The organism is Promicromonospora sp. NPDC023805, from assembly GCF_040639635.1.
Taxonomy (GTDB): domain Bacteria; phylum Actinomycetota; class Actinomycetes; order Actinomycetales; family Cellulomonadaceae; genus Promicromonospora.
Window position 1 is genome coordinate 137,166 of the sequence record NZ_JBFAAH010000013.1, and the last position, 20,810, is coordinate 157,975.

A 20,810-nucleotide genomic window follows, 5' to 3' on the forward strand; every position below is an offset into this window, starting at 1 on the left:
ATGAACCTTCCGCCGCGGCTTTCGCGGCCACGACAGGAGAAGAGCAATGGCTGAGCTGACGATCCGGCCGGACGAGGTCCGGGCCGCACTGGACAGCTTCGTGAAGTCCTACGAGCCCCAGGAAGCGGTCGCCGAAGAGGTGGGTCGCGTCTCGTACGCCGCGGACGGTATCGCGCGCGTCGAGGGCCTCCCTGGCGTGATGGCGAACGAGCTGCTGCGCTTCGAGGACGGCACGCTCGGACTCGCGCAGAACCTGGATGTCCGCGAGATCGGTGTGGTCGTCCTCGGCGAGTTCACCGGCATCGAGGAGGGCCAGGAGGTCCGCCGTACCGGTGAGGTGCTCTCGGTCCCCGTGGGCGAGGGCTACCTCGGCCGCGTGGTCGACCCGCTGGGTACCCCCATCGACGGCCTCGGCACCATCGAGACCGATGGCACCCGTGCCCTCGAGCTGCAGGCGCCCGGCGTCATGCAGCGCAAGTCGGTGCACGAGCCGCTGCAGACCGGCATCAAGGCGATCGACTCGATGATCCCGATCGGCCGTGGTCAGCGTCAGCTGATCATCGGTGACCGCCAGACCGGCAAGACGGCGATCGCGGTCGACACGATCATCAACCAGAAGGCGAACTGGGAGAGCGGCGACCCGAAGCAGCAGGTCCGCTGCATCTACGTCGCCATCGGCCAGAAGGGTTCGACCATCGCCGCCGTGCGTGGCGCCCTCGAGGAGGCCGGCGCCCTGGAGTACACGACGATCGTCGCGGCTCCGGCGTCCGACCCGGCAGGCTTCAAGTATCTCGCGCCGTACACCGGCTCGGCCATCGGCCAGCACTGGATGTACCAGGGCAAGCACGTCCTGATCATCTTCGACGACCTGTCGAAGCAGGCCGAGGCCTACCGTGCCGTGTCGCTGCTGCTGCGCCGCCCGCCGGGCCGCGAGGCCTACCCGGGTGACGTCTTCTACCTGCACTCCCGTCTGCTCGAGCGTTGTGCGAAGCTCTCGGACGAGCTGGGCGCGGGCTCGATGACCGGTCTGCCGATCATCGAGACCAAGGCGAACGACGTCTCGGCGTACATCCCGACGAACGTCATCTCCATCACGGACGGTCAGATCTTCCTGCAGTCCGACCTGTTCAACGCCGACCAGCGTCCCGCCGTGGACGTCGGTATATCGGTCTCCCGAGTCGGTGGTGACGCGCAGATCAAGGCCATGAAGAAGGTCTCCGGCACGCTGAAGCTGGAGCTGGCGCAGTACCGCTCGCTCGAGGCGTTCGCGATGTTCGCGTCCGACCTCGACGCCGCGTCCCGCGCGCAGCTGAAGCGTGGCGCCGTCCTGACGGAGCTGCTCAAGCAGCCCCAGTACTCGCCCTACCCGGTCGAGGACCAGGTCGCTCTGGTGTGGGCCGGTACGAAGGGCAAGCTCGACGACGTCGCGGTCGAGGACGTCAAGCGGTTCGAGTCCGAGCTCCTGGACCACCTGCGTCGCAAGTCGGACGTCCTGGAGACGATCCTCAAGTCCGGCAAGATGGAGTCCAGCACGGAGGACGCCCTGAGCTCCGCCGTCGACGACTTCCGGGCCGGCTTCCAGCGCGGTGACGGCACGGCGCTCGTCGGTGGCGACACCGACGACGAGCCGGTCGACGTCGAGCAGGCACAGATCGTCGTCAAGAAGAAGGCCTGACCCGTGGCCGGTGGATCCCAGCGCGTCTTCAAGGCACGGATCAAGTCGACGCAGTCGCTGAAGAAGATGTTCCGCGCGCAGGAGCTGATCGCTGCGTCCCGCATCGGCAAGGCCCGTGCGAAGACTGCAGCGGCAGCCCCCTACGCGCAGGCGATCACCCGTGCGGTGTCGGCAGTGGCCAGCCACACCGACATCGACCACCCGCTCACGCGGGAGGAGGGTGGCAACCGCGCAGCGGTGCTCATCGTCTCGTCGGACCGTGGCATGGCGGGTTCGTACCCGGCATCGATCGTCCGTGAGGCAGAGCGGCTGACGTCGCAGCTCAGGGCCGAAGGCAAGGAGGTCCTCCTCTACGTCGCAGGCCGTCGGGCGATCGCGTACTACTCGTTCCGTGGGCGCGACATCGTGTCGTCATGGGCGTACGGCTCGGAGCGCCCGACGCCCGAGGTCGCCGAGGAGATCGGGCAGGCCCTGCTCGAGAAGTTCCTCGCGACCGAGGACGAGGGCGGCGTCTCGGAGCTGCACGTGGTCTCGACGCAGTTCGTCAACATGGTCACGCAGCGCCCGCGCGTCGTGCGCATGCTGCCGCTCGAGGTGGTCGAGGGTGTGACCGCGGCCGACGAGCACGAGGCCCTGCCGCTCTACGACTTCGAGCCGTCGCCCGAGGCAGTGCTGGACTCGCTGCTCCCGCGCTACGTGCAGCAGCGCATCTACGCGTCGCTGCTCGACGCCGCGGCGTCCGAGCTGGCCGCACGCCAGCGTGCCATGCACACGGCGACGGACAACGCGGAGGACCTGATCCGTACGTACACCCGGCTGGCCAACCAGGCTCGCCAGGCGGACATCACCCAGGAGATCAGCGAGATCGTCTCCGGGGCCGACGCCCTGGCCGGCTGACCGCTGAGGCCAGACCAGCAGGTCCAGCCCGACCAGGCTGTCCAGCAGACAAGCATCCCCCGCCGGAGGACCCTCCGGCCCACCGAAGCGAGGCAAGTATGACCGCCACTACCGTGGAATCCACGGTCGAGCACTCGAGCGGCCCCGGCATCGGCCGGGTTGCTCGGGTGATCGGCCCCGTCGTGGACATCGAGTTCCCCGAGGACGCGATCCCCGAGATCTACAACGCGCTCACCGTCGAGATCGACCTGTCGGGTAACAGCGGCGTCGACAACTCGTTCACGCTGACGCTCGAGGTCGAGCAGCACCTGGGTGACTCCCTGGTGCGCGCGATCGCGCTCAAGCCGACCGACGGCCTCGTCCGCGGTGCCGTCGTGACCGACACGGGCGAGCCGATCAGCGTGCCCGTCGGTGACATCACCAAGGGCAAGGTCTTCAACGTCACGGGTGACGTCCTGAACCTCGCCGAGGGCGAGAAGTTCGAGGTCACCGAGCGCTGGCCGATCCACCGCAAGCCCCCGGCCTTCGACCAGCTCGAGTCGAAGACCACCATGTTCGAGACGGGCATCAAGTCCATCGACCTGCTCACCCCGTACGTCCAGGGTGGCAAGATCGGTCTCTTCGGTGGTGCGGGCGTCGGCAAGACGGTCCTCATCCAGGAGATGATCCAGCGTGTGGCCCAGGACCACGGTGGTGTGTCGGTGTTCGCCGGTGTCGGCGAGCGCACCCGTGAGGGCAACGACCTGATCGCCGAGATGGACGAGGCGGGCGTCTTCGACAAGACCGCTCTCGTCTTCGGCCAGATGGACGAGCCGCCGGGCACGCGTCTGCGCGTCGCCCTGTCGGCGCTGACGATGGCGGAGTACTTCCGTGACGTGAAGAAGCAGGACGTCCTGCTCTTCATCGACAACATCTTCCGCTTCACGCAGGCCGGTTCCGAGGTCTCCACGCTGCTCGGCCGTATGCCGTCCGCCGTGGGCTACCAGCCGAACCTGGCCGACGAGATGGGCCTCCTCCAGGAGCGCATCACCTCGACGCGTGGTCACTCCATCACGTCGCTGCAGGCCATCTACGTGCCTGCCGACGACTACACGGACCCGGCCCCGGCCACGACGTTCGCCCACCTGGACGCGACGACCGAGCTCTCCCGAGAGATCGCGTCGAAGGGTCTCTACCCGGCGATCGACCCGCTGACCTCGACGTCCCGCATCCTCGACCCGCGTTACGTGGGCCAGGAGCACTACGACGTCGCGACGCGCGTGAAGTCGATCCTGCAGCGCAACAAGGAGCTGCAGGACATCATCGCCATCCTCGGTGTCGACGAGCTCTCGGAAGAGGACAAGACGGTCGTGGCGCGTGCGCGTCGCGTCCAGCAGTTCCTCTCCCAGAACACCTACATGGCCAAGAAGTTCACGGACGTGGAGGGCTCGACGGTCCCGCTGTCTGAGACCATCGAGGCGTTCAAGCTGATCTGTGACGGTGAGTTCGACCACGTCGCCGAGCAGGCCTTCTACAACATCGGTGGCCTCGAGATGCTCGAGGAGAACTGGGCACGGATCCAGAAGGAGTACGGGGCCTGACGCCTCGGACGCCTCCCCCCGTGCGTGATGCCGCCCCGCTGGGCATGCCAGAATCAGGCAACCTGGAAGGGGCGGCATCGCGCCCGCTACATCGGAAGGAGCTCTCGTGGCAGAGCTGAGCGTGGACCTCGTGTCCAGGGACCGCAAGGTCTGGAGCGGTGCGGCGACACAGGTGAGCGCGCCGTCCGCGGACGGCCAGATCGGCATCCTGGCGAACCACACGCCGCTGCTGGCTGTGCTTCGCCCGGGCACCATCAAGGTGGAGACGGCCTCAGGGCCGGCCCTGGAGGCCCAGGTCACCGGTGGTTTTGTGTCCGTCGACAACAACCTCGTCACCCTCGTGGTCGACGAGATCTCCCTGGTCTGAGGGAGAGCACGAGTGCCCGGCGTCATATGGATCGCGATAGCGGTGCTCGGCGCGCTCGCGCTGGTGCTCGCACTGGGAATCTCCCGGCTGCGGACGCTTTCTCGCAGGGTAGGTTCGTTCAACTGCAGTGCCCGGCCGACCGGGAATCCTGAGGGTTCCTGGACGCCGGGCATCGCGCAGTACGCGGTGGGCCGGATCGAGTGGTGGCGGTGCTGGTCGCTGGCGCCCCGTCCGGCCCGCACGTGGTACCGGGAGCGGCTCACCGTGACCGGTCGCACCCCGCTCGACCCGGACGAGCGTGGTCAGGGTGACCACTACCTCGTCCAGTGCCGGTACGACGGGCTCGACTTCGAGCTCGACCTCGCTGCCGGCGACTACTTCGGCCTCGCCTCCTGGCTCGAGGCCGCCCCTCCCGGACGACAGGATCTGGTTCTCTGATGCGGCTGGTCGTCGCCGACTGCTCCGCCCTCTACACGGGCCGCCTGACCGCGATGCTCCCGCCGGCTACCCGGCTGCTCGTGGTCAAGGCTGACGGAAGCGTGCTCATCCACTCCGACGGCGGCTCGTACAAGCCGCTCAACTGGATGAGCCCCCCGTGCACCCTCGCGGTGCGCGAGCCCTCCGAGGAGGCCGCCGCACGCGGCGTCACCGAGGTGTGGACCGTCCAGCACGCCAAGTCGGACGACCGGCTCGAGGTCGAGCTGTTCACCGTGCACCACGACTCCGCGCACGACCTGGGCATCGACCCGGGTCTGGTGAAGGACGGCGTCGAGGCGCACCTGCAGGAGCTGCTCGCCGAGCAGATCGCGCTGCTGGGCGCCGGGCACACCCTGGTCCGCCGCGAGTACCCCACGGCCATCGGCCCGGTCGACATCCTCGCCCGCGACAGCACCGGCGCGTCGGTAGCGGTGGAGATCAAGCGCCGCGGTGACATCGACGGCGTCGAGCAGCTCACGCGGTACCTGGACCTGCTGAACCGGGACCCGATGCTGGCCCCGGTGCGCGGCGTGTACGCGGCCCAGGAGATCAAGCCGCAGGCCCGCGTCCTGGCCCACGACAGGGGCATAGCCACCCTGCTCCTGGACTACGACACCATGCGCGGCGCGGACGACCCGACCACCCGCCTCTTCTGACCTCTGGCGCTGGTCGAGCCCTCTGTCGCTGGTCGAGCTCGTCGAGACCGGTCTCGACGAGCTCGACCAACGGGTGAGGGCTACTGGAGCGTCACCGACCACTTGGCGTCGGGCGCCTCCCGGATCACGGCGTACCCGCCGACGGGCACCACGATCCCGGTATCGGTCGGCGCGTCGGTGACGAGGTCGTGCCCGGGCCCGGTGATCCGGACCGGCCGGTCGCCGTGGTGCAGCAGGAAGAGGTACGTGCCCGCCGCGCCGCGCCGTCGGATCGCCTCGAGCCCCGTACCCACCGCCTCGGGGACCACCGGACCGACGCCGTACTCCGTGAGCCGGGCCGCGACGAACGCGTCCCACGACTCCTGGACCATCCGCGCCGAGACATACGTGGCGCTACCGTCGCCGACACGGCGGCGGGTCACGGCGGGCAGGCCCGCGAGTGCGCCCTGCGCGTAGGTGGCGAGGACTTCCCCTTCGGGCGGATCCATCCGCTCGGTCCACTGGTCGACGGTCGACCCGTCGCTGAGCTCCTGGGTCTCTGCCGGGTCGAGCGGGTGGTGCTCGGTGACCCGGACGCCCAGGAGGTCCCGTAGCCGGCCCGGGTAGCCGCCGGAGACCACTCGCTGGTGCTCGTCCGCGATCCCGGTGAACCGCCCGACGACGAGCTGTCCGCCCGCCTCGACGTACCGGGTGAGCCACTCGACAGTGCCGGAGTCCATCGCCATGAGGGTCGGGACGAACAGCACCCGGTAGCGAGCGGCGTTGGCGCCGGGCCGCAGGAAGTCGACGGCGACGCCGGCACGCCACAGGGCGCGGTGTGTCGCACGGACCTCCGCCGTGTAGTCGAGGTCGTCGTTCGGCAGGTGCGGCGTCTGGAGCGACCACCGGCCGTTCGCGTCCCACAGGATCGCGACGTCGGCCTCGACGACCGGTCCGTCGTGCGGCGGCTCCGCGATCTCCTGGAGGCGGCCGAGGAGCGAACCGAGCTCGACGACGCCCTCGAACGTCCGGCTCTCGGGGCCGACGTGCGGCACCATCGCGCTGTGCCACGTCTCGGAGCCGCCGGCCGAAGCGCGCCACTGGAAGAACAGCGCCCCCTGGGAACCCCGCGCGACGTAGCCGAGGGAGTTGCGCAGCATCCGGTCGGGGTCCTTGAAGGCCTGCCGGGCGCCGTCCCGGATGCCTGAGGCGCTCTGCTCCATGAGCAGCCAGGGGCCGCCGCCCCACGAACGGGTGAGGTCGGCGCCGTATGCGACGTGGGCCTCTCCGTCCGGTCCGGTCGTGTCGAGATAGTGGTCGACGGAGGCGAGGTCCAGCTGTTCGCTCCAGTCCCACTGGTTGAGGTGGTCCCAGGTGGGCTGCATGAAGTTCGTCGTGACCGGAGCCGTCGAGCCGGACGTGCGGATCTCGTCCCGCTGCTCGACGCAGGCCGCCAGCATCTCGTCCGAGCAGAACCGCTTGAAGTCCACCGCGTGGGCGGGGTTGGCCAGGTACTGCGTCGTGCGCGGCGGCAGGATCTCCTCCCAGTCGTCGTACCGCTGGGACCAGAACGCCGTGTACCAGGCATCGTTCAGCGCCTCGATCGAGCCGTACCGCTTCCGGAGCCAGCGGCGGAAGGCTGCCGCCGCGTGCGGGCCGTGGTCGACCGTGCCGTACTCGTTGTGCACGTGCCAGCCGCGCAGCCGCGGGTGCGCGCCGTACCGCTCGGCGAGGAACCGCGCGACGCGCCGCGCGGCCTGGCGGTAGGCGGGGGCGCTGATGGCGTACGTGTCCCGCGAGCCGTGGGAGACGTAGGTCCCGTCGGCCCGTACGGGCAGCGCGTCCGGGTGCGCCCTGGTGAACCACGGCGGCGGGGACGCGGTCGGGGTCGCGAGGAAGAACCCGATCTCGTTCGTGTCGAGGAGCGCGACGACGTCGTCCAGCCAGCCCGGCTCGAACTGCCCCTCACGGGGCTCGATCGCGGCCCACGAGAACACCCCTATCGTGACCGTGTTCACGCCTGCCCGGCGCATGAGCGCCATGTCCTCGGCCCAGACCTCGCGTGGCCACTGCTCGGGGTTGTAGTCGCCGCCGAAGAGCAGGCGGTCGGGTACGAAGGGAACCGTCATTGGTCGTCCTCGGGTCGGTGGAGCGTCGGGTCGGTAGATAACAGGTCAAGTCAGCGGGGCAGGTCAGCGGCCGAGCTCCCCGGCCCAGTGGGCCGGGTCGGGCAGCGCGGCGTCGAGCTCTGGCCAGACGTCGTCCGGCACCTCGGCGTCCGCCCACGTGGTCACCTGGGCGAGCTGGGCGGCGCTCGTCACGCCGACTATCGTCCCCGCGACGCGCGGGTCACGGTCGCCGGTCCGGAGCGCGAGCGCGCCCACGGGGACGCCCGCCGCACGGGCGATGCCTCGGATCCTCAGGATCGCGTCCCGCTGCACGTCGTCGACGCCGCGGTAGTGGTAGTGCCGCACGGGTCCGTCGTCGTCGGCGAGAGCGCCGCCGCCGAACGGGGCGGCGTTGAGGACGCCCACGCCGCGTTCGGCGCAGTCGTCCAGCAGCGTCTCCGCCGACCGGTCCAGGAGCGTGAGGCGGTTGTGCGTCACGACGGCCTCGAACTCGCCGGTGCGCACGTACTGCCGCAGCAGCCCGATCGGCCCACCGGCCACCCCGAGGTGCTCGATCACGCCCGCCTCACGCAGCTCCAGCAGGGCGCGGACCGGACCGTCGGGTGCGATGGCGTCGGCGAACGTCATGCGCTCCGGGTCGTGGAAGTGCACCAGCGGCAGCCGGTCGAGGCCCAGGCGTTCGCGGGACTCGGCGACGGACGCGCGCACGCGGTCGCCCGAGAAGTCGCCGGATCCGGGCAGCGGGTCCACCTTGGTGAACACCTGCACCGGACTGCCCAGCCCGTCGAGAGCCGACCCGATGTACGCCTCGGCGTCGCCGTACTCGTTGCTCGTGTCCCACGTGCGCCATCCGGCGGTCGCCGCGGCGCGCAGCAGGGCGGTCGCCCCGGCGGCGTCGAGCCGGCGTCCGATACCGGATGTCCCGAGCACTACCGAGGGCACGAGCAGCCCGGTGCTGCCGAGCGCCTGGTGGGGAAGGGTGGCGGTCATCAGCCGGCCCGGACCTGCGAGAACGTGGCGACGACCAGGACGGGCATACGCATCATTCACATCTTCCTTGACGTGCGGTGAGCGTCCTCGCGACAGGCGAAGCGCTTCGATGAACAGGTGGATCATTGCCAGGCGAAAAGCGGGCTGTCAAGGCGGGGCCCCGCGGAGAGGCGCACGTCGGGCCGCCGCAGGTCGCGGCGATCGGCATCCCGCACGACCCTGGCAGGATGTCCGCATGACTGATTCCGGTGCACTGGTGGTGCGCGGTCGCCTGGTCCAGCCCTCCGCGGTGGTGGACGACGGCGTCGTCGTCGCCTCGGGCGGTCGCGTCACGTTCGCGGGCTCGGTGCCCGACGCCCTGGCGACCGGATACGGCCCCGCCGTCGAGACCGTGCGGCCCGCCCCCGAGACGTACCTGCTGCCCGGTCTCGTGGACCTGCACAACCACGGCGGGGGCGGAGTCTCGTTCCCGGACGTGACCACTGCCTCCGACGCGCTGGCGGGCGTGCTGGAACACCGTCGCCACGGCACCACCACCCTGCTCGCATCGCTCGTAACGGCCCGGCCGGAGGTGCTGCTGGCGCGCGCGTCGGTGCTGGCCGAGCTCGCCGTCGCGGGCGAGATCGAGGGCCTGCACGCGGAAGGTCCGTTCCTCTCGTACCACCGCAGGGGCGCGCACAACCCGGCTGACCTGCAAGAAGGCAGTGTCGACCTGGTCAGGGACCTGGCCGAGGCCGCCCGCGGATACCTCCGCACGATGACCATCGCACCCGAGGTGCCCGGCGTGACCGGTCCCGGCGGCGTCGCGGAGGCGCTGGTCGAGGCGGGCGTGCTGCCCTCGCTCGGCCACACCGACGGGAGCACCGAGCAGGCCGAGGCGCTGATCGCGCAGGTGACCGCCGGGCTGGCCGCCTCGGGCAGCCCCCTCGGACCCATGACCGCGACGCACCTGTTCAACGGGATGCGGCCGCTGCACCATCGCCGGCCGGGCCCCATCGCGGCCTGCCTGGCGGCTGCCGCCCGCGGCGACATGGTCGTGGAGCTCATCGGCGACGGCGTACACCTCGACCCGGCGACGGTCCGCTCGGTGTTCGACATGGTGGGAGCGGACCAGGTGGTGCTGGTCACCGACGCGATGGCGGCGGCGGGCGTCGCCGACGGCCGCTACGAGCTGGGGCCCATGTCCGTGGAGGTGCTCGACGGCGTAGCGCGGGTCGTCCCGGAGGAGGGGAGCCCGGAGTCCGGGGGAGAGGGGCCGATCGCCGGCGGCACCGCGCACCTGATCGACGTCGTGCGGCTCGCCGTGGCCGGTGGCGTGCCCCTGGTCGATGCCGTGCGGTCCGCGACGGCCGTGCCCGCGCGCGTCCTCGGCCTGACCGGCGAGGTCGGCAGCCTCAACCCTGGCGCCCGCGCCGACGTCCTGATCACGGACGCGACCCTGCGCCCCCTCCGGGTCCTGCGCCAGGGCATCGACGTACCGGTCGGTCACCCGTAGGGCGTACCAGCGGACGCTCGTGGACTTCGGTGTGGACTGGATAGCGCGCAACCGCCACGGAGTTGACGCCGATGTCGCCGGGCCGTAACCGGCCTTTGTTAACGTGCCGGGCATGACGCCTGTGTTCCAGCCCGGCCAGACAGTGGTACGCCGCGAGATCATGCGCGGCGAACCGTGGATCGCGATGCCACAGGTGTGCGTCCAGGACGACGGCGACCTGCTTGTCACCTACACCCCTGGCGGCACCCCGATGGCGTATCCCGAGACCGGCGCGTTCCCGGTGGGGGAGCATCCCTGGAAGCTCGCGGGCAGCACGACCTGGCGCGGCCACGGCCGGCTCGAGCTGCACTGGACGGGGATCGAGCACTCGATCTTCCTGTTCTGGGACGGACCCCAGCGCGCCTTCCAGGGCTGGTACTTCAACCTCGAGGACGCGCCCCGCCGCACCCCCATCGGCTTCGACACGCTCGACCACGAGCTCGACGTCTGGTGGGCCGCGGACGCCGAGACCTACGAGTTCAAGGACGTCCCCGAGTTCGAGGAGACCGGGCCGGCGCGCTACCCCGGCCGCATGGAGCAGATCCGCGCCGAGGGTGACCGGATCGCCGGCCTGCTCGACGCCGGCGAGCTCTGGTGGGACAAGGCCTGGGCCGACTGGACGCCCGACCCGTCGTGGCAGCCCCGCACCCTGCCTGCCGACTGGGCGACAGTGCCGTTCGAGGCACGCTGAAGCGCGACCCGCCGGAGCCGGATCCGATCCGAAGATCGCCCGGGTAATACCGGTGGCACGGTCGCGGCTGCGCGCTACGGTCGGACCGTGCCTTCTTCGTTGCCCGTCCCCAGACCCGCCGTACCCGCTTCTGCCGTCCCTGCCGCTCCCGAGTGGCCACTGGTCACCGAACGCCTCCGGCTCCGCCCGGTAGCCCTCGCCGACGCCGAGGCGTTCCTCGGCTGGCGCTCGCGCGCCGAGGTGGTGCGGTTCATGTACCAGCCGCCGTGGGACCTGCCCACGGCTCAGGCGAAGCTCAGCACCTGGTCGACCGCGCCGTTCGAGGAGGTCGGCGACGTGCTGGTGCTGGCGATCGAGGCCGATGGCGGCGTCGTCGGCGAGGCAATGCTCAAGTGGGCGGCCGGCGCGCGGCAGGCCGAGCTCGGTTACGCCCTGCACCCCGACGTCAGCGGACGGGGTCTCGCGACCGAGGCCGCCCGCGCCACCCTGGAGCTCGCCTTCACCACGTACGGCTTCCACCGCGTGTTCGCGCGGATCGACGAGGAGAACGCCGCCTCCGTCCGCGTGGCCGAGCGGCTCGGCATGCGCCCCGAGGCCCACCTCCTGGAGAACGACCAGCGCGACGGCGTGTGGTCCAACGAGGTGGTCTACGCGCTCCTCGACCGCGAGCACACGGGGCTCGCGTAGCACCGTCGACGTCTCTGACTTTCGACGAGCGGGTAGCGCTCGCCACCCTTGGCCGGGTACCTTCGTCGAAGCGCTTCGACGTTTTGTCGCCAGCGCATCGCCCCACCGTGCCTCAGCTGCACACCTGGCCGCACCGCCGCGGCATCCTAAGGAGGAACCCATGGACGTGCCCCCCTTCCGCGATCCCGCGCTGCCCGTGTCCGCGCGCGCCCGCGACCTGCTCGACTCGCTCACCCCGGAGGAGCGCCTGGCGATGCTGCACCAGCACCAGCCGGTCATCGACCGGCTGGGCCTCGGCGCGTTCCACACCGGGTGCGAGGCTCTGCACGGTGTCGCCTGGCTCGGCCGTGCGACGGTGTTCCCGCAGCCGGTCGGCCTGGCCGCGACCTGGGACCCCGAGCTCGTCCGCCGGGTCGGCGAGATCGTCTCCACCGAGGTCCGGGCCAAGCACGCGGCGGATCCTGCGGTGAGCCTGAACGTCTGGGCGCCGGTCGTGAACACGCTCCGGCACCCGGCCTGGGGCCGCAACGAGGAGGGGTACTCCGAGGACCCGCACCTCACTGCCCACCTCGCCACCGCCTACTGCCGCGGCCTGCGCGGGGACCACGAGCGCGTGTGGAAGACCACGCCGACGCTCAAGCACTTCCTCGCCTACAACAACGAGACCGACCGGTCCTCGACGAGCTCCAACCTCACCCCGGTCACGCTGCACGAGGAGGAGCTCCCCGCCTTCCGCGAGCCGATCGAGCAGGGCGTGGCCGCCGGCGTCATGCCGGCGTACAACCAGGTCAACGGCACCCCGGCCCACCTGCAGACCGAGCTCTTCGCCGAGCTGCGGTCCTGGACCGACGACTCGGTCGCACTCGTCTCCGACGCCGCCGCCCCGATGTTCGTGGTCAACGTGCAGCGCGCCGCGGCGGACCGTGCGTCCGGCAACGCCGCGCTGGTCCGCGCAGGCGTCGACTCGTTCACCGACGACGACGCCGACTCGGCCCCCACCATCCAGCGCCTCCAGGAGGCCCTCGACCGGGGCCTGCTCACCATGGAGGAGGTCGACCGCTCCGTGCTGCGCATGCTCGAGCTCCGCCTGCGCAGCGGCGAGCTCGACGGTGACGCCGACCCGTACGCGGGCATCACGGCGGACGACATCGACCTGCCCGAGCACCGCACGCTCGCGCGGGAGGCGACAGCCCGCTCCGTCGTCGTGCTGCGCAACGACGACGGTCTGCTGCCGCTGCCGGCAGCGGGCTCGGTCGCCGTCGTCGGACCCCTTGCCGAGGCGGTGCTCACCGACTGGTACTCGGGCACCCCGCCCTACGCGGTCACCCCGGCGGACGGCCTGCGCGTCGCGTTCGGCGCGGACCGCGTGGTGGTGGCCGACGGCGCGGACGTCGTCGCCCTGCGTGCGTCGAACGGGCGGTACGTCTCCGTCACGGAGGACGGCGCGGCGGTCGTCGCGGACTCGGCTACTGCCGGCAAGAGCGCCCGCCTCTCCGTCACCGACTGGGGCGGTGGCGTGCTCACGCTGCGCTCGGGCGCCTCTGGCCGCCTGCTCACGGGAGCCTGGCCGCTGCGAGCCGACGCCGAGCGGGTAGGAGGCTGGGAGGTCCAGGAGAGCTTCCGCAAGCATGTGCACGACGACGGCTCGTGGTCCCTGCTGCACCTCGGCTCCGGCCGCTGGGTGCGTGTGCAGCGCGACACCGGCCTGGTGTGCGCCGAAGGGCACACGCTCGCCGACGCCGAGCGGTTCACGGCCCGCGTGCTCGAGTCCGGCGCGGCCCTGGTGGCCCAGGCGGCGGCCTCGTGCGACGCCGTCGTCGTCGCGGTCGGGAACGACCCGCACCTGAACGGCCGCGAGACGAAGGACCGGCCCGACCTGTGGCTGCCCGACGCGGCGGTGGAGACGTGGCGTGCGGCCGTCGAGGCCAACCCCCGCGCAGTGCTGACCATCGTGTCGAGCTACCCGTACGTGCTCGGTCCCGGCGTCGACGACGCCCCCACCGTGGTGTGGAGCAGCCACGGCGGGCAGGAGCTCGGGCACGGTCTGGCGGACGTGCTGACCGGCGCCGTCGAGCCGTCCGGGCGGCTCGCCCAGACGTGGCCGGCCCGTCCGGAGCAGGCGGGCGACCTCTTCGACTACGACACGCGCCGCCAGCAGGTCACCTACCGGCACCTGCCGGCGGACGAGGCAGGCGTTCCCGCCTTCGCCTTCGGCCACGGCCTGACCTACTCGTCGGTGTCCTACGAAGGTTTGTCGCTCTCCGCGGCCGAGGTCGCAGCACCCGCGCCGACACGCGACCACCCGCCGCTGACGCCCCGCGACCTGGCCGGCCAGGGTGTCGTGACGGCCACGGTCACGGTGCGCAACACCGGTGCGCGGCCCGCCGAGGAGCTGGTGCAGGTGTACTCGCTCGGGGCCTCCGGGACCGACTCGCCGGTGCGGCTGCTGCTCGGCTACCGTCGCGTCCGGCTCGAACCGGGAGAGACGGCGTCGGTGGCCGTGCCCTTCGACACCGCCCGTCTCGCGCTCTGGCACGGGGCGACGGCGTCCGGTGACGCGCCCGGCCTGCTCGACGGCGATCTCCGGGTCGTGGCCGCTACGTACGCCGTGGCGGCCGGAGCGTCTAGCGTGAGCCTTCCGGTACACGGCGAGCTGACCGTTACCGGTCCGACCGGGTGAGGATCACGGGATGAGTACGCAGCCATGAGGGTCGACCCCGACAGCCGCAGCGCGCAGGGACTGACGACGTTCCTGCAGTTCGTCGCGCTCAACGTGCTGTACATCGTGGCCTGTGTACCGGTGGTGACGGCAGGGGCGGCGACCGCAGCGCTCTACGAGGTGGCGCTGCGGTACGCCGACGAGGAGCGCGGGTACCTGATCACGGGGTTCCTCACGGCGCTGCGCCGCAACCTGTGGCGGGGCAGCGCCGTCGGGCTGCTGTTCGGTGTGCCGATCGTGATGCTGGGCTTTGCCGCGGCCTTCTGGCTGGCGCTCGGTAGCGCCCTCGGCACTGCCGTCGGCACGATAACTGTGCTGTTCATCGCCTATCTGGCGGCCGCGCTGCTGTACGGTCTGGCGCTGGTCGCGCGGTACGCCGACCCGCTGGGCCGAACAGTGCGCAACGCCCTGCTGCTGCCGCTCGGCGAGCCGCTGCGGACGCTCGCGCTGCTGCTGCGGCCGGTCGCGACGGTGAGCCTGCTCTACGTGTACCCGCCGGCCGCGGTGCTCGTGCTGACCATCGGCTTCTCGGTGGGCGCCTACGTGGACGCGCTGGTGCTGCACAGCGTCTTCCGGCGGCGCGGCGATGATCCGACGGCGCTCGACCCGGTCAGCCCGTTCTCCGGCGAGTAGCCCGAAAGAGCCGCGAACGGACCGAGCCCCCGCTGACAACTCGTCAGCGGGGGCTCGGTTCGTACTCGGGATCAGGCTCAGCCGAACTCGTTGGCGACCGCGGTGCGGGCCTCGTTCTGCGACTTGGCGTTGGCCAGGTCGACCTCGAGCACCTTCTCGTAGCCCAGGCCGTTCGCCGTCTCCTGCATCTCGGCGAGCAGGGCGTCGAACTCCGCGTCGTCCTTGGCGAAGGCCATCTTCCAGGAGTTCTCCACGATCGTGACCTTGACCTGGTTGCGCAGGGTCTCGATCTCGGAGTCGTCCGTCGGGGTGGTGTAGCTCGCACCCGGTGCGATCAGCAGCTGGTCGTTGGACTGCAGGTACTCCATGTTCGTCTTGGCGCCACCCATCTTCTTGGACCAGTCCTCGTTGAGCGGGTTGTCCGCCGTCTCCTGGTAGCTCGGCCAGAACTTGTAGTAGTACGGGTAGCCCGTCCGCGGGTCCTCGGAGTTCTGCAGGACACCGCTGATGTTCAGGGCCGAGCCGCCGTCCTTGTACTTGCCGCCGCCCCACTCGGCCGGCACGTCCGCGTCGCCCTCCAGGATGGCCTTCTTGCCGAAGTCCGTGAGCACCGGGCCGTCCGCCCCGTCCTCCCAGGTCAGGCCCAGGGGACCGGCGCCGGCGTTGTCGGAGGAGTTGGCCTCGACGCCCTCCGGCGAGTAGAGCCAGTCGATGAACGCCGCCATGCGAGCCGGGTCCTCGGCCTTCGAGCCGATACCGAAGATCATCGCGCCGCCGTACACCTCGGCACCGCGGGAGAGGATCTTCTGGTCCTGCATCGGGGCGAGCGCGAAGCCCTTGCCCTCGGCCGTGTGCTGCTCGGTGTTGTACGCCTGCTGGCCCAGCCACGGCCACCAGGACAGGAGGATCTGGCCGCTCTGGTACTTGGCGAACATCGTGTCGTAGTTCTGCGTGGTCGAGTCAGGGTCGACCAGGCCCATCTTGTTCGCCTCTTGGTAGAACTTCAGCGCGCGCACGTACTGCGAGTCGGCGTCGAGGAGGCCGTGGTAGTCGGACCCGTCGGGCTTGGACTCGGCGAAGCCCAGGTGCTCGTACCCGTAGAGGGCCGGCGGCTGCCCGCCCATGGCCATCAGGTTGCCGTCCCAGTCCTTGAACAGCGACATGGCGTACGTCGGCTTGCCGTTGTCGGCCTCCGGGTGTGCGTCCTGCATCTCCTTGAGCACCGGCAGGAGGTCCTCGAGGGTGCCGATCTCGGGGTAGCCGGCGTCGGCGTAGTAGTCCCAGCGCAGGTAGGGGCCGATCGTCGGGTCGACGCCCTCGGACGTCTCGGTCGGCTTGATCGAGGACATCACGGTCGGGAAGGCGTAGACGCCGTCCTTGCCCTCGTTCAGCTTCTGCACCGCGGTGTCGTACGTGGCCACGTTCTTCATGGACTCGTAGTAGGGGGACGCGTCGAGCATGAGGCCACCCTCGACCAGCTCGTCGGCCTGCTGACCCTTGCCGACGATGATGAGGTCGCCGAGCTCGCCGCCCGCGACACGGGTGTTGTAGAGCGTGTCGCCGCCGCCCGCGACGTTCGGGGCGAGGATGTTCAGCTCGATGTTGAACTTGTCCTTGACGACCTTGCCGAACCAGCCACCCTGGATGCCCTGGTAGTTGGCTACGCCGTCGAAGACGTCGACGGTCAGCGGTTCGGCCTCGGACCAGTCCTGGTCGATCGACACCGCCTCGACGTCCTCCGGTGTCTCTGACCCCGTACAGGCGGTGAGGGACAACACTCCCAGCAGTGGAGCCACCAGTAACGCTGTGGCCTTGTGTGATCTCATGACACTCCCTTGTGGTGCACGGAACTGTGGCGCACGGAACCGCGTTGGCACGGAACTGCGTCGGTACGGATTGGTGAGGTTCAGCCGAACTCGTTGGCGACCGCGACGCGCGCCTCGTTCTGGGCCTTGGCGTTGGCCATGTCGACCTCGAGGACCTCCGCGTAGCCGAGGCCGTTCACCGTCTCCTGCATCTCTGCCTGCAGGGCGTCGAACTCGGCGTCGTCCTTGGCGAAGGCCATCTTCCAGGAGTACTCGATGACGCTGGCCTTGACCTGGTTGCGGATCGTCTCGATCTGGGAGTCGTCCGTCGGGGTGGTGAAGCTCGCGCCCGGTGCGACCATCAGCATGTCGTTGGACTGCAGGTACTCCATGGTCGTCGTGGGGCCGCCCATGCGCTCGGACCAGTCCTCGGTGAGCGGGTTGACGACGGTCTCCTGGTAGCTCGGCCAGAGCTTGTAGCTGTACGGGAAGCCAGTGGTCGGGTCCTCGTCGATCGGCAGGACCGCGGAGAAGTTCAGGCTCGAACCGCCGTCCTTGTACGCGCCGCCGCCCCACTCGGCCGGCACGTCCGCGCCGCCCTCCAGGATGGCCTTCCGGCCGAAGTCGGTGAGCTCCGGCCCGTCGGTACCCTGCTCCCAGGTCAGCCCCTCAGGACCGGCGGCACCCATGGTCTCCGACGCGTTGGCCTGCACGCCCTCAGGCGAGTAGAGCCAGTCGATGAACGCGGCGATGCGCGCGGGGTCCTCCGCCTTCGCGCCGATGGAGACGACCTGCTTGCCGCCGTACACATCGGCGCCGTAGGAGAAGACCGTCTGGTCCTTCAGCGGGGCGATCATGAAGCCCTTGCCGTCCTTCATGTTCTGCTCGGTGTTGTACGCCGACTGGCCCAGCCACGGCCACCAGGACAGCAGGACCTGCCCGGTCTGGTACTTGGCGAACACCGTGTCGTAGTTCTGCGTGGTCGAGTCAGGGTCGACGATGCCCAGCTTGTTCGCCTCGTAGTAGAACTTCAGCGCGCGCACGTACTGCGAGTCGGCGTCGACGATGCTCTGGTAGTCCGAGCCGTCGGCCTTGGCGAGCACGAAGCCCACCTCGTCGTAGCCGTACAGGGTGGTCGGCTGCTTGCTCAGCACCATCATGTTGCCGTCCCAGTCCTTGAACAGGGAGAGGGCATAGGTCGGCTTGCCGTTGTCCGCCTCGGGGTGGGCGTCCTGCATGTCCTTCAGGACCGGCAGGAGGTCCTCGAGGGTGTTGATCTCCGGGTAGCCCAGCTCGGCGTAGTAGTCCCAGCGCAGGTAGGCGCCGTACGTCGGGTCGACACCGTCGTTGGGCTCCGTCGGCTTGAGCGCCGACAGCTGGGTCGGGATGCCGAAGACGCCGTCCTTGCCGCCGTTGACCTCCTGGACCGCCGCGTCGTACTTCGGCACGTTCGCCATGGAGTCGTAGTAGGGCGTCATGTCCTTGAGCAGCCCGCCCTCGGTCAGCTCGTCCATCCGCTCACCCTTGTCGGTGATGATGAGGTCACCGAGGTCACCGCTGGCCACACGGGTGTTGTAGAGCGTGTCACCGCCGCCTGCCACGTTGGGCGCGATGATGTTCAGCTCCATGTTGAACTTGTCCTTGACGATCTTGGCGAACCAGCCGCTCTCGATGCCCTGGTAGTTGGCGAGGCCGTCGAAGACGTCGATGGTGATCGGGTCCGCCGCGGCCCAGTCCTGGTCGAGGGACACCGGCTCGGCGTCCTCCGCCGTTCCCGAGCCCGTGCAGGCCGTGAGGGACAGGATGCCCAGCAGCGGAGCCACCAGTATGGCTATTGCCTTGCGTGATCTCATGACACTCCTTTGTGTTTTCCCACTTGTGCTTCTCACGGAACGCGGTCAGCCCTTGACCGCGCCGAGCATGATGCCCTTGACGAAGTACCGCTGGAACAGCGGGTAGACGAAGATGATCGGCAGCACGACGATCACTGCGACCGTCATCCGGATCGACGTCGGCGTCTGGGTGGTGGCGGCGGAGACGATCGAGCCGAGGTTGCCCTGCGCGTTCTGCGCCGCCGTGGCCAGGCTGTTGGCCTGGTTGAGATAGGTGTAGAGCGTGTACTGCAGCGGGTAGAGCTTCTGGTCCGTGACGTACAGCAGCGTGTCCTGGAACGAGTTCCACTGGGCCACCGCGGAGAAGATCGCCACGGTCGCGAGGATCGGCGTCATGTTCGGAAGGATGATCCGGAAGAAGATCGTCACGATCCCGGCGCCGTCGATCTCGGCGGCCTCCTGCAGCGACTGGGGCAGCGACTCCACGTACGTCTTGACCAGGATGATGTTGAAGGGCTGCACGATCGCCGGGAGGATGTAGACCCAGAAGTTGTTGGTCAGCCCGAGCGTGTGGATCGTGACGTACACCGGGATGAGGCCGGCGTTGAAGTACATCGTGAAGATGATCAGCCGGTACCAGAGCGAGCGGTTCTTCAGGCGTTCCTGCGTGAACATGAAGCCGAGGAACGCCGACGCGAGGACGGTGGTCCCGGTACCGATCACGGTGCGCGCGATCGAGACCAGCATCGAGCCCGTCAGGCCCGGCAGGCCCAGGACCTGCTCGTAGTTCGACAGGTGCAGGCCTACCGGCCACAGGCGTATGTCACCGAGCGCGCTGATGTCGTTCGCGCTGACGGAGTTGATGATCAGGTAGTAGAACGGGTAGCCGCACAACAACGCGAAGAGCAGGAAGCCGGCGTAGTTGATGAGGGCGAACGGGATGTCGCCGCGGGCGTGGCGCCAAGTGGGCCCGGTGTCCGTGGTGGTCACGACGTCGGTCCTTTCCTAGATGATCGACGACCCGCGCGCGCGCTTGGCGATCGCGTTGGCGGCGAGCAGAAGTGCGAGCGAGATGACGCTCTTGAACATGCTGAGGACTGTCGCCAGCGACAGGCTGTTCCCCGTCATGCCCACGTTGTAGACGTACAGGTCGAGCACCTGGATGTGCTCCCTGTTGAAGGCGTTCTGGAAGACGAAGAACTGTTCCATCCCGTTGTTCAGGATGTTGGCGACGGAGAGGACCAGCAGCACCACGTAGGTCGGCATGAGCATCGGGAACGTGATGTAGCGCATGAGCTGGAACCGGCTGGCGCCGTCGATCCGCGCCGACTCGTACAGCGACTGGTCGATACCCGCGATGGCCGCGAGGTACATGATCGCGCCCCAGCCCAGGCCCTTCCACAGGCTCCAGGCGAGCATGGTCAGCCAGACGTGCTGGTCGGTGTCCAGGAACTTCATCGGGACGGTGATCAGGCCCCAGTCGTGCAGCGTGGTGTTGACCAGCCCCGACGACGAGAACAGCGAGAACGCGATCATGTAGACGAGCACCCAGGAGATGAAGTTCGGGAGCGTCGTGAGGGTCTGCACCGCGTTCCGGAACCAGCTGGCGCGGATCTCGTTGAGCAGGATCGCGAAGAAGACCGGCAGCAGCGACGTCGCGATGCCGAGGAAGCTCATGGCGAGGGTGTTCGCCATCACCTGGCCGAGCTGCTTGAGCTGCGTCTCGGACGAGACCAGGACCTCGAACCACTGCAGTCCGACGAACTCGCTGCCGCCCAGCCCGAGGGCCGGCTTGTAGTCGTAGAACGCGGTCACCCAGCCGAGCAGCGGCAGGTAGGAGAACACGAACGCGAGTACGAGGAACGGCAGGATGACGAGAAACATCGTCCTCGAGGACTTGCCGTGGGACGGCGGCTCACGACGTCGGCCGCGACCACGGCCCTTGCTTGCACCGGCTGGTCCGGCGCCCGGCGAGATGCCCGCGCCGAGCACCTCCGGCCGCGCTCCCTGGGTGAGGCTCACCTGTCACTCCCTCGTGATCGGCCACTTCGTTGTGTGGTGCGAGCGCCGAACCGGAGCCGGTTCGTCGAAGCGCTTCGACATTAATACCAGACGCATGCCTGGCCGTGCAATGACCGAAAGTTCACGGTTCGGCGACG

The 20,810-nt window shown here is 69.4% G+C and carries 17 protein-coding genes; 11 read left to right on the top strand and 6 right to left on the bottom strand.

Translation table 11 applies throughout. From position 1 onward, the window contains the following. Window positions 1-46 precede the first annotated feature (46 nt). The 6 genes from atpA (at window position 47) to nucS (ending at window position 5,652) form a co-directional block, all read left to right on the top strand. Window positions 47-1,675 carry a F0F1 ATP synthase subunit alpha gene (gene atpA, locus AB0F70_RS14675; RefSeq protein ID WP_357449163.1) on the top strand — a complete coding sequence of 543 codons (1,629 nt, stop codon included), beginning with the start codon at window positions 47-49 and terminating at the stop codon, window positions 1,673-1,675. A gap of 3 nt (window positions 1,676-1,678) precedes the next feature. Continuing rightward, window positions 1,679-2,572 (top strand): F0F1 ATP synthase subunit gamma, encoded by an 894-nt coding sequence (locus AB0F70_RS14680; RefSeq protein ID WP_357449165.1) that lies wholly within the window; start codon window positions 1,679-1,681, stop codon window positions 2,570-2,572. 98 nt (window positions 2,573-2,670) lie between these two features. Next, the gene (atpD, locus tag AB0F70_RS14685; protein ID WP_357449167.1) at window positions 2,671-4,152 is read left to right on the top strand and encodes a F0F1 ATP synthase subunit beta; all 1,482 of its coding nucleotides are present in this window, start codon (window positions 2,671-2,673) and stop codon (window positions 4,150-4,152) included. A gap of 106 nt (window positions 4,153-4,258) precedes the next feature. Then, complete coding sequence (locus AB0F70_RS14690) at window positions 4,259-4,519, top strand: F0F1 ATP synthase subunit epsilon (protein ID WP_357449169.1); 261 nt, start codon at window positions 4,259-4,261, stop codon at window positions 4,517-4,519. Between the two features lie 12 nt (window positions 4,520-4,531). Then, window positions 4,532-4,957: a DUF2550 domain-containing protein gene (locus AB0F70_RS14695; protein WP_357449171.1), complete on the top strand. Its 426-nt coding sequence runs from the start codon at window positions 4,532-4,534 to the stop codon at window positions 4,955-4,957. After that, window positions 4,957-5,652 carry an endonuclease NucS gene (nucS, locus tag AB0F70_RS14700; RefSeq protein WP_357449173.1) on the top strand — a complete coding sequence of 232 codons (696 nt, stop codon included), beginning with the start codon at window positions 4,957-4,959 and terminating at the stop codon, window positions 5,650-5,652. Before AB0F70_RS14695 ends, nucS begins: the two co-directional genes overlap by 1 nt. Window positions 5,653-5,732: 80 nt before the next feature. Here nucS and AB0F70_RS14705 read toward each other — a convergent pair whose 3' ends face one another. Both AB0F70_RS14705 and AB0F70_RS14710 read right to left on the bottom strand, forming a co-directional pair. Next, window positions 5,733-7,760 (bottom strand): beta-galactosidase, encoded by a 2,028-nt coding sequence (locus AB0F70_RS14705; RefSeq protein WP_357449175.1) that lies wholly within the window; start codon window positions 7,758-7,760, stop codon window positions 5,733-5,735. A 63-nt stretch (window positions 7,761-7,823) separates the two neighbouring features. Then, window positions 7,824-8,750, bottom strand: a complete 927-nt coding sequence (locus tag AB0F70_RS14710) for an aldo/keto reductase (RefSeq protein ID WP_357449177.1) — start codon at window positions 8,748-8,750, stop codon at window positions 7,824-7,826. A gap of 235 nt (window positions 8,751-8,985) precedes the next feature. Between AB0F70_RS14710 and AB0F70_RS14715 the strand changes: the two genes are divergently transcribed. The 5 genes from AB0F70_RS14715 (at window position 8,986) to AB0F70_RS14735 (ending at window position 15,014) form a co-directional block, all read left to right on the top strand. Then, on the top strand, window positions 8,986-10,245 hold the full coding sequence (locus AB0F70_RS14715) for an amidohydrolase family protein (protein ID WP_357449179.1): 1,260 nt from the start codon (window positions 8,986-8,988) through the stop codon (window positions 10,243-10,245). Window positions 10,246-10,357: 112 nt separating this feature from the next. Beyond that, a complete protein-coding gene (locus AB0F70_RS14720) occupies window positions 10,358-10,975 on the top strand; it encodes a DUF402 domain-containing protein (RefSeq protein WP_357449181.1) in 618 nt (205 codons plus the stop codon). 87 nt (window positions 10,976-11,062) lie between these two features. Continuing rightward, window positions 11,063-11,662 (top strand): GNAT family N-acetyltransferase, encoded by a 600-nt coding sequence (locus AB0F70_RS14725; protein WP_357449183.1) that lies wholly within the window; start codon window positions 11,063-11,065, stop codon window positions 11,660-11,662. A 160-nt stretch (window positions 11,663-11,822) separates the two neighbouring features. Continuing rightward, complete coding sequence (locus tag AB0F70_RS14730; RefSeq protein ID WP_357449185.1) at window positions 11,823-14,342, top strand: glycoside hydrolase family 3 C-terminal domain-containing protein; 2,520 nt, start codon at window positions 11,823-11,825, stop codon at window positions 14,340-14,342. A 24-nt stretch (window positions 14,343-14,366) separates the two neighbouring features. Beyond that, window positions 14,367-15,014, top strand: a complete 648-nt coding sequence (locus AB0F70_RS14735) for a DUF624 domain-containing protein (protein WP_357449187.1) — start codon at window positions 14,367-14,369, stop codon at window positions 15,012-15,014. A 77-nt stretch (window positions 15,015-15,091) separates the two neighbouring features. Here AB0F70_RS14735 and AB0F70_RS14740 read toward each other — a convergent pair whose 3' ends face one another. The 4 genes from AB0F70_RS14740 to AB0F70_RS14755 all read right to left on the bottom strand — a co-directional run bounded on the left by AB0F70_RS14740 (window position 15,092) and on the right by AB0F70_RS14755 (window position 20,673). Continuing rightward, a complete protein-coding gene (locus AB0F70_RS14740; RefSeq protein ID WP_357449189.1) occupies window positions 15,092-16,792 on the bottom strand; it encodes an ABC transporter substrate-binding protein in 1,701 nt (566 codons plus the stop codon). A 128-nt stretch (window positions 16,793-16,920) separates the two neighbouring features. Continuing rightward, the gene (locus tag AB0F70_RS14745) at window positions 16,921-18,672 is read right to left on the bottom strand and encodes an ABC transporter substrate-binding protein (protein WP_357449191.1); all 1,752 of its coding nucleotides are present in this window, start codon (window positions 18,670-18,672) and stop codon (window positions 16,921-16,923) included. Window positions 18,673-18,717: 45 nt separating this feature from the next. Beyond that, window positions 18,718-19,641 (bottom strand): carbohydrate ABC transporter permease, encoded by a 924-nt coding sequence (locus AB0F70_RS14750; RefSeq protein ID WP_357449193.1) that lies wholly within the window; start codon window positions 19,639-19,641, stop codon window positions 18,718-18,720. A gap of 15 nt (window positions 19,642-19,656) precedes the next feature. Next, window positions 19,657-20,673: an ABC transporter permease subunit gene (locus tag AB0F70_RS14755; protein WP_357449195.1), complete on the bottom strand. Its 1,017-nt coding sequence runs from the start codon at window positions 20,671-20,673 to the stop codon at window positions 19,657-19,659. Between the last annotated feature and the right edge of the window lie 137 nt (window positions 20,674-20,810).